Genomic DNA, 7,357 nt, shown 5'->3' with positions numbered 1-7,357 from the left:
CGACCCACCGGTCCTGCCGGCCGGCGCGGGCGGCGGTCCAGTCACGGCCGACGAGGTCGTCGAGACCGGCCGGCCAGGTCCGGCCGGGTCCGTTGGTGGGCTGGGTGGGGGCGGGCGCTGTCACGGCTCGATGAGACCACACGACTCCGACATCGCACCCCCGCCCGGAGTGACCGGTCCGGTGCGACGGCCGACCGTCAGCGGAGGGTGTCCTCGAGCATGGTCGGCCTGCACGCTGTCCGCGACACGACCAGCATGAGGAGCAGCACGACCGTGAGGAACGCCAGCCCGGACGCCAGCCCGGGACCGTCGAACAGCACCCCGAACACGATGGGCCCGAGGCACGCGGCCGTGTACCCGACGCCCTGGGAGAAGCCGGACAGCGCGGCCGAGCCGGCCTGGGTGCGGGTGCGGAGGTTGATCAGGGTCAGGCAGAGCGGGAACGTGCTGGGCCCCACGCCGAGGAGGCAGATCCACAGCCACGGGGCGAGGTCGGGCGCCCAGAGCAGGCCGGCGAAGGCCCCCAGGTAGGACACGACGGAGACGACGACGACGGCGTACGGGTCCTCGAACCGGCCCGCGATGTAGGGGACGGCCAGCGCGGCGACGAGTCCGATCGCCGAGTACACCGCCAGGGCGAGGCCGCCCTCGGCGCGTGTCATGCCGATCGATTCCGCCACGGCCGGGAGCCACGTGAAGAACGCGTACGTGCACAGGGAGTTCGTGCCGAAGAACAGGGCGAGTGCCACGCCGACGGGCGAGCGCCACGGGCGGATGCGGCGGGCCGGTGCGGCCTCGGAGCCGCCTCCCGCGGACACTGCGTCGGGGGCGGGCCGGGGGGCGCCGATGGGTGTGCCCGGGCGCAGGATCTCGACGACCCACGGCACGGCCGCGACGACGGCCAACACCGCCCACCAGCCGATGGAGACCCGCCACCCGGCGGCCTCCTCGACGGGCACGGCCACGAGCGCCGGCACCACGGTGCCGAGCTGCAGGCCGGTGATGTAGGCCATGCTCACGGCGGCCACGTGCCGGGGGAAGTATTTCTTGACCAGGGGTGGGGCCACGACGTTGCCGATACCCATCCCGGCCAGGGCGACGAGCGACCCCGCGCCCATCAGCCACGGGTCGTGCGCGAGGGCGCGGATCACCTGCCCCACCGCGGCGGCGACCATCGCCAGCACGGTGAGCAGTTCGAGGCCCACCCGTCTGAGGACCATCGGCGTGATCACGCCCCAGACCGCGAACATCAGGGTGGGGATCATGCCGAGCAGGCCCATGCCCGCGGTGCCGAGTCCGATCTCGGCGTCGATCACCCCGAGCAGGGGGCTGAGCGAGGTGACGGCGGTGCGCAAGTTGAGCGAGACGAGCACGACGCCGACGAACGCGACGAGTGGGAACGTGACGGCGCCGCGGCGGGATCCGGCCCGCGGGGAGCGGGCGTTCACGCGGCGGTGTCCGCGACGAACTCGCCGACCTGCCGGGCCATGGCCTGGAGCCCGTCCATCGCCGCGGGCTTCGATCCCGGGTGCAGCGCGTGCACCGCGAGTCGGAACACCGCCGCCCGCAGGACCATCTGGGGCCAGTTCTCGAGCTGCCGCCAGCGGGTGAGGACGCCGGCGTCGACCGTGCCCCAGGACAGGTGGTCCACGGCGACGACCGCCGCCGACCACGACGCCGGCCGTGCGTAGGGCACGACGTCAGACAGCGCCGGCTCGGCGGAGGCGTCGAAGAGCAGGCCCCGGGCGAGGTCACCGTGCACCACGCCCGCGCCGGGGACCGTGACCGGGCGCCGGTGCCGGATGAGTCCGGTGGCCCCGAGCAGGGCGGCCGCGCGATGCGTGGCGAAAGGGGTGCCCCGGTCCTCCATCCCGGGCGCCAGATCGTGTTCGGGATCGCCGTCCCAGGCGGCGGCCTCGGCGAACGAGAACAGGTCGGTCTCGGACCACGGTCGCGTGGCGGGCCGACGGACCAGCCGGGGTCGCTCGACCTCGGTGAGGGCGGCGTTGATCCTGGCCGACCACGCGATGGTCTCGTCCGCCCGTGCCTCGGGCCGACCGGACACGGCCCGGTCGGCGCGCCACCCGCTGACGACGTGCCGGCCGTCGCGCGACCGCACCGGCAGCGAGACACGCAGCCCGGTCACGTCGAGCTCCTCCCGCACCCGGGCGGACCAGTTGGCCAGTGCCGTGTCCGCGACGGGGCGCAGCACCACGGCGCCGCCCGGCGCGGGGATCAGCCAGCCCGTGCCGGAACCGGCGACCACGGGGGAGGCCGTGCCGTCCGCCACGCCGAAGGCGCCGCGGACGTGCTCGGGGACGGTCACGTCGTTCACGCCGACCACGGTACCCACCCCGGTCGTCAGTACCCGGGCAGGGACGGGTCCACGTCGCGTGTCCACGCTTCGATGCCGCCCGCGAGCGACCGGACGCCGGGGAAACCGGCGGCGGACAGGGTCGCCGCCGCACGCGCCGACCGGACCCCGGACTTGCAGTACACGACCAGCGGACCGCGCTCGGCCGCCCGGCCGAGGACGCCCGTCGGGTCCCCGGCGACCTCGGCGACCGAGTCCAGCGGCACCCACACGGACGGGTCGATCCTCGCGATCGACCTCTCGCCGGCGCCACGGACGTCCACCAGGACCGGGGCCGGCGCGTCGGGACGCCCGGGCGACCCTGTCGGGCCCGACGCGGCCAGCTCCGCCGCGAGGTCGGTCGCGGATACGGTCGGCACCTCCGGCAGCCCGGGATCCGGGAGCTCGCAGGAGACGTCCCCGGCGCCGTCCGGCAGCTCGGTGACCGGCTCGCGCGACGGGTCCGGGCGGACCGTGACCGTCCGGTTGGTGGACTCGAGCAGGTCCATGAGGACGAGACGACCGAGCAGGGGCCGCCCCGCCCCGGTGACGAGCTTGACGGCTTCCATCGCCATCATCGACCCGACCGTGCCGCAGAGCGCACCCACGACCCCGGCCTCGGCGCAGCTGGGCACCGAGCCCGCGGGCGGGGGCGCCGGGTACAGGTCCCGCAGGGTCACCGCCTCGGCCGGTGCGGGCGGGCGGGACCAGAACACGGCGAGCTGTGCCCGGAACCGGTCGATCGTCCCCCAGATGAGCGGGATCCCGGCGATCTCGCACGCGTCGGAGACCAGGTACCGGGTCGCGAAGTTGTCGCTGCCGTCGATCACCAGGTGGTGCCCCTCGAGCAGGGAACCGATGTTCAGCGCGTCCAGCCTGGCGTGCACGGCGTCGACCCGGACGCCGGGGGCCAACTCGGCCAGCCGGTCCCGGGCCGAGTCCACCTTCGGCCGGCCGACGGCCCCGACGGAGTGGATCACCTGCCGGTGCAGGTTGCCGAGGTCCACCTCGTCGTCGTCGACGACCGTGATCCGCCCGACGCCGGCCGCGGCGAGGTACATGAGCACCGGCGCGCCCAGGCCACCCGCGCCCACGACGAACACCGACGCGGCGCGCAGGCGCCGCTGCCCCTCGTCGCCGATCGCCCCGAGCAGCAGGTGCCGCGAGTACCGCGCCCGCTCCTCCGCGCTCAGTTCGGGCACCGGGTCCACCAGCGGCGGCAGCGACCGGTCCGCCGACCCACCCGCGGCGCTCATCGCGCCACCGTCGCGCCGTCGGGGAACGGCCACGCGTTGTACCGGCACGTGTCGTCGTTGTCCGGGACCACGCCCTCGGGATCCAACCGGTGGATCTCGGCGTTGTTCACCCCGAACGTCTGCTGCATCATGATCGGCGCCAGCGCGCCGTCCGCGGGGCACGGCTCGTGCGCCGGGAAGCCGATCGCGTGGCCGACCTCGTGATTGACGAGGTACTGCCGGTAGGAGCCGATGTCCCCCTCGAACGACCGCGCACCCCGCACCCAGCGCGCGAGGTTGAGGTACACGCGCCCCGTCGCCGAGTTGTAGCAGCTCGCCTCGAGCTCGATGTCGTACCCGCAGTTCTCGCGGACCGTCATGGGGCTGGTCAGCGAGACGCGGAACGCGGGCTCGCCGCGGGTGATGCGCTGGAAGGCGACGGCCCCGTCGGCCGTCCAGCTCTTCGGGTTGGCCAGGGTCGCGTCGATCATCCGGGCGACCGAGTCGTCCCCGCCGAAGTCGACCGTGTCGATCCCGTCCTCGACCTCCACCGTGTAGGTGAACTGCTCCGCCGTCGGCCGCCCGACCGGGTCGGTCCCGCCGGGCACGAGCCGGAACTCCCCACCGGCCGCCTCGACGAACGGGCCGCCCTCGGGCAGCTCGCCGCTGGGCGGTACCTCGCCGGCCGCGGGCGCACCGACGATCGCCGGCGTCTCCTGGGCCCGCACGGCCCCGTCGTCCGGCTGCGCGTCCGGCGAGACGACGGCGTCGGCGATGACGAGCGCGGTGAGCACCACGAGCACCGGGATCGCGTACGCGCGCCAGCCCCACGTGGCGAAGAACCGCCCGACCGGCGTCTGCTTGCGCAGGTGGTCCCGGGACCCGGGCACCGACCGGCGGCGCCCCGGGGTCGACTCCTCCGGGTCCCACGGCGCGCGCAGCGGCTCACCGTGTGGCGGGTAGTACGGTGCCCGCTGACGCGCGCCGGGTTCCGCACCGGCCGGCGTCCGACGACGGCCGTCGCTCATCCGTACACCTCCACGTCCGCTGACGATCGGCCACTGCCGATCACGGTCTCCACGATCCCACATACCGGGTGAGGCGCGTCCCGCCGCACTCCACAGGTGCAGGTATTGTCCGTCTGACCCGGTCGGCTGTCGACTCTCGCCCGGGCGGAGAAGGAGCCACCAGATGACGAGCCCGGACGGACCGGCCCCGGCCGCCCCGGGACGCGCCCGAGCGGCCCGGCTCCCCCGCGGCGCGCGGCGAAGCCAGCTGATCGACGCCGCCGGAACGGTGTTCGTCGAGCAGGGCTTCCACGCCTCCGGGATGGACGACATCGCCGTCCTCGCCGGGGTGTCCAAACCGGTGCTGTACCAGCACTTCGACTCCAAGCGGGACCTGTACATCGAGGTCCTGCGCCACCACGTGGACGCGCTGCTCGGCCGGATCCGGGCCGCGCTCGACTCGACCTCCGACAACCGCCGCCGCGTCGAGGCGGCCGTCGACACGTTCTTCTCCTACGCCGACAACGACACCCGGGGCTTCCGACTGGTCTTCTACTCGGAGTCCGGGGACGAGGACGTCCGCCGCGAACTCGACCGGGCCACCGAGGGGTGCATCGACGCGGTGCACGACCTGGTGCGGGGGGACTCCGGCCTCGACGTGCACCGATCGCGCCTGCTCGCCGTCGGGCTGGTCGGCGCCAGCCGGGTCAGCGCCGGCCACTGGCTCGACGCCGGTCGGCCGATCCCACGCGAGGACGCGGTCTCGACCACGGTCACCCTGTGCTGGGGCGGCCTGTCGAAGATCCCGCGCCACGGCGGTGACCGGCCCGCACCCGAGGCCTGACCCCGAGCCGCGCGCGGCCCGCCCGCCCGGGAGCGCGGACGCTCGGCGGACGGTCGGCGGACGGACGGTCGCCGGCGTCAGGACAAAAAGCCCACCGGTCGCCGGGCGGACTCGCCGATCTCCACATACGCCACCCGGTCGGTCGACACAAGGTAGCGACGGCCCTTCTCGTCCTCGAGCTCGAGGATCCCCTTGGCGTCCGCGGTCAGGGCCGCCTCGACGCGCTTGTGCACGTCGTCGGGCTCCATCCCGGTCTTGAACACGAGCTCACGGTTGCTGTCGGCGATGCCGATCTTGACCTCCACGGTGCCTGCCCTTCTCGTCGTAGGCGCATGTCACGCCGTCATCGATGATGCGTGCGACCCAGGCTAGCCCGAGCCCCGCCCGGGGCGGCGGCACGGGATAGGATGGGCGCACGTGGACCACTCTCCGCGCCCGGCCACACCGGCGTCGGGTACGGCGGGTCCCGTGGAAATGTGCGCGCGCCCCGCTCGCGAGGCCGAACTCCGACGGCCCGACACCATCCGCGCGCGAGACGAGAAAGGCACCGCCCTGTCCACCACAGATGTCACCACAGAAGACGTAGACGGCATGGCCACGACGACCGCGGTCGTCGACGCCCCGTCCTCCGACTCCTCCCCCAGCTTCGCCGAGCTCGGCGTCCGACCCGAGATCGTCACCGCCCTCGCCGAGCGCGGCATCACCCACACGTTCGCCATCCAGGAACTCACCCTGCCGCTCGCCCTGGCCGGCTCGGACCTCATCGGTCAGGCCCGCACCGGGATGGGCAAGACCTACGGGTTCGGCGTGCCGCTCCTGCACCGCATCTCCACCGGCGAGGCGACCCGTGAGCTCGACGGCACGCCCCGCGCGCTGGTGATCGTGCCCACGCGAGAGCTGTGCATCCAGGTCACCCAGGACCTCAAGATCGCCGCCACCGGGCTCACCGCGTCCACCGGCTCGGGCACCCGTCCCCTCAAGGTCCTCGCGATCTACGGCGGCACCCCGTACGAGCAGCAGACCGAGGCCCTCGAGAAGGGCGTCGACGTGGTCGTGGGCACCCCCGGGCGCCTGCTCGACCTGGCCAACCAGTCCAAGCTCGTGCTCGGCAAGGTCGAGGCCCTGGTCCTGGACGAGGCAGACGAGATGCTCGACCTGGGCTTCCTCCCGGACATCGAGAAGCTGCTGCGCATGGTGCCCGAGAAGCGGCAGACCATGCTCTTCTCCGCCACCATGCCCGGGCCGATCATCACCCTGGCCCGCACGTTCCTCACCAAGCCCACGCACATCCGCGCCGAGGCCGCCGACTCCGGCGCGACCCACGAGAACACGACCCAGCACGTCTACCGGGCGCACTCGTTGGACAAGCCCGAGGTCGTGGCGCGCATCCTGCAGGCCGAGGGCCGCGGGGCCACCATGATCTTCTGCCGCACCAAGCGCACCGCCCAGAAGCTCGCCGACGACCTCGCCGAGCGCGGCTTCCGCGTGGGCGCGATCCACGGCGACCTCGGCCAGGGCGCGCGCGAGAAGTCACTCAAGGCGTTCCGCTCCGGTGACGTCGACGTCCTCGTCGCCACCGACGTCGCGGCCCGCGGCATCGACGTCGACGACGTCACCCACGTCATCAACTACCAGTGCCCCGAGGACGAGAAGACCTACGTCCACCGCATCGGCCGCACCGGCCGCGCCGGGCGCACCGGCGTCGCGGTCACGCTCGTCGACTGGGACGACCTGCCCCGGTGGGGACTGATCGACAAGGCCCTCGGGCTGGACTTCGGCGAGCCCGCCGAGACCTACTCCACCTCGCCCCACCTGCGCAGCGACCTCGGCATCCCCGAGAGCGCCGGAGGTCGGATCGGCGCCCCCACCGGCGCCGGGTCCGGCCGCCGCACCGAGGTCCGTGGCACGCGCGGGTCCG

At 73.8% G+C, this 7,357-nt stretch carries 7 protein-coding genes; 2 read left to right on the top strand and 5 right to left on the bottom strand.

Annotation, left to right across the window (positions count from 1 at the left end; genetic code table 11):
• Positions 1 to 197: 197 nt before the first annotated feature.
• From HMPREF3086_RS16940 to HMPREF3086_RS16925, 4 genes are read right to left on the bottom strand one after another with little or no spacing between them, the layout of a single operon-like run.
• The gene (locus tag HMPREF3086_RS16940; protein WP_061228028.1) at positions 198 to 1,448 is read right to left on the bottom strand and encodes an MFS transporter; all 1,251 of its coding nucleotides are present in this window, start codon (positions 1,446 to 1,448) and stop codon (positions 198 to 200) included.
• Complete coding sequence (locus HMPREF3086_RS16935; RefSeq protein WP_070723093.1) at positions 1,445 to 2,335, bottom strand: TIGR02569 family protein; 891 nt, start codon at positions 2,333 to 2,335, stop codon at positions 1,445 to 1,447. The genes HMPREF3086_RS16940 and HMPREF3086_RS16935 overlap by 4 nt, the downstream gene beginning before the upstream one ends.
• A gap of 26 nt (positions 2,336 to 2,361) precedes the next feature.
• A complete protein-coding gene (locus HMPREF3086_RS16930) occupies positions 2,362 to 3,609 on the bottom strand; it encodes a ThiF family adenylyltransferase (RefSeq protein ID WP_070723096.1) in 1,248 nt (415 codons plus the stop codon).
• Positions 3,606 to 4,616, bottom strand: coding sequence for a DUF3152 domain-containing protein (locus tag HMPREF3086_RS16925; RefSeq protein WP_083324505.1), 1,011 nt, complete (start codon positions 4,614 to 4,616; stop codon positions 3,606 to 3,608). The genes HMPREF3086_RS16930 and HMPREF3086_RS16925 overlap by 4 nt, the downstream gene beginning before the upstream one ends.
• Before the next feature lie 163 nt (positions 4,617 to 4,779).
• Here HMPREF3086_RS16925 and HMPREF3086_RS16920 point away from each other — a divergent pair, with 163 nt between their 5' ends.
• Positions 4,780 to 5,439: a TetR/AcrR family transcriptional regulator gene (locus HMPREF3086_RS16920; protein WP_070723091.1), complete on the top strand. Its 660-nt coding sequence runs from the start codon at positions 4,780 to 4,782 to the stop codon at positions 5,437 to 5,439.
• Between the two features lie 77 nt (positions 5,440 to 5,516).
• On the opposite strand, the gene HMPREF3086_RS16915 is transcribed toward HMPREF3086_RS16920, so the two are convergent.
• Positions 5,517 to 5,744, bottom strand: a complete 228-nt coding sequence (locus HMPREF3086_RS16915; RefSeq protein ID WP_061228031.1) for a DUF3107 domain-containing protein — start codon at positions 5,742 to 5,744, stop codon at positions 5,517 to 5,519.
• A 286-nt stretch (positions 5,745 to 6,030) separates the two neighbouring features.
• On the opposite strand from HMPREF3086_RS16915, the gene HMPREF3086_RS16910 reads away from it, so the two are divergent.
• Positions 6,031 to 7,357: DEAD/DEAH box helicase (locus HMPREF3086_RS16910; protein ID WP_246831036.1), on the top strand; the 1,327-nt coding region annotated here is incomplete at its 3' end.

Source organism: Dietzia sp. HMSC21D01, from assembly GCF_001815995.1.
GTDB classification, from domain to species: domain Bacteria; phylum Actinomycetota; class Actinomycetes; order Mycobacteriales; family Mycobacteriaceae; genus Dietzia; species Dietzia cinnamea.
This window is presented reverse-complemented; position numbering and strand designations above follow the sequence as displayed.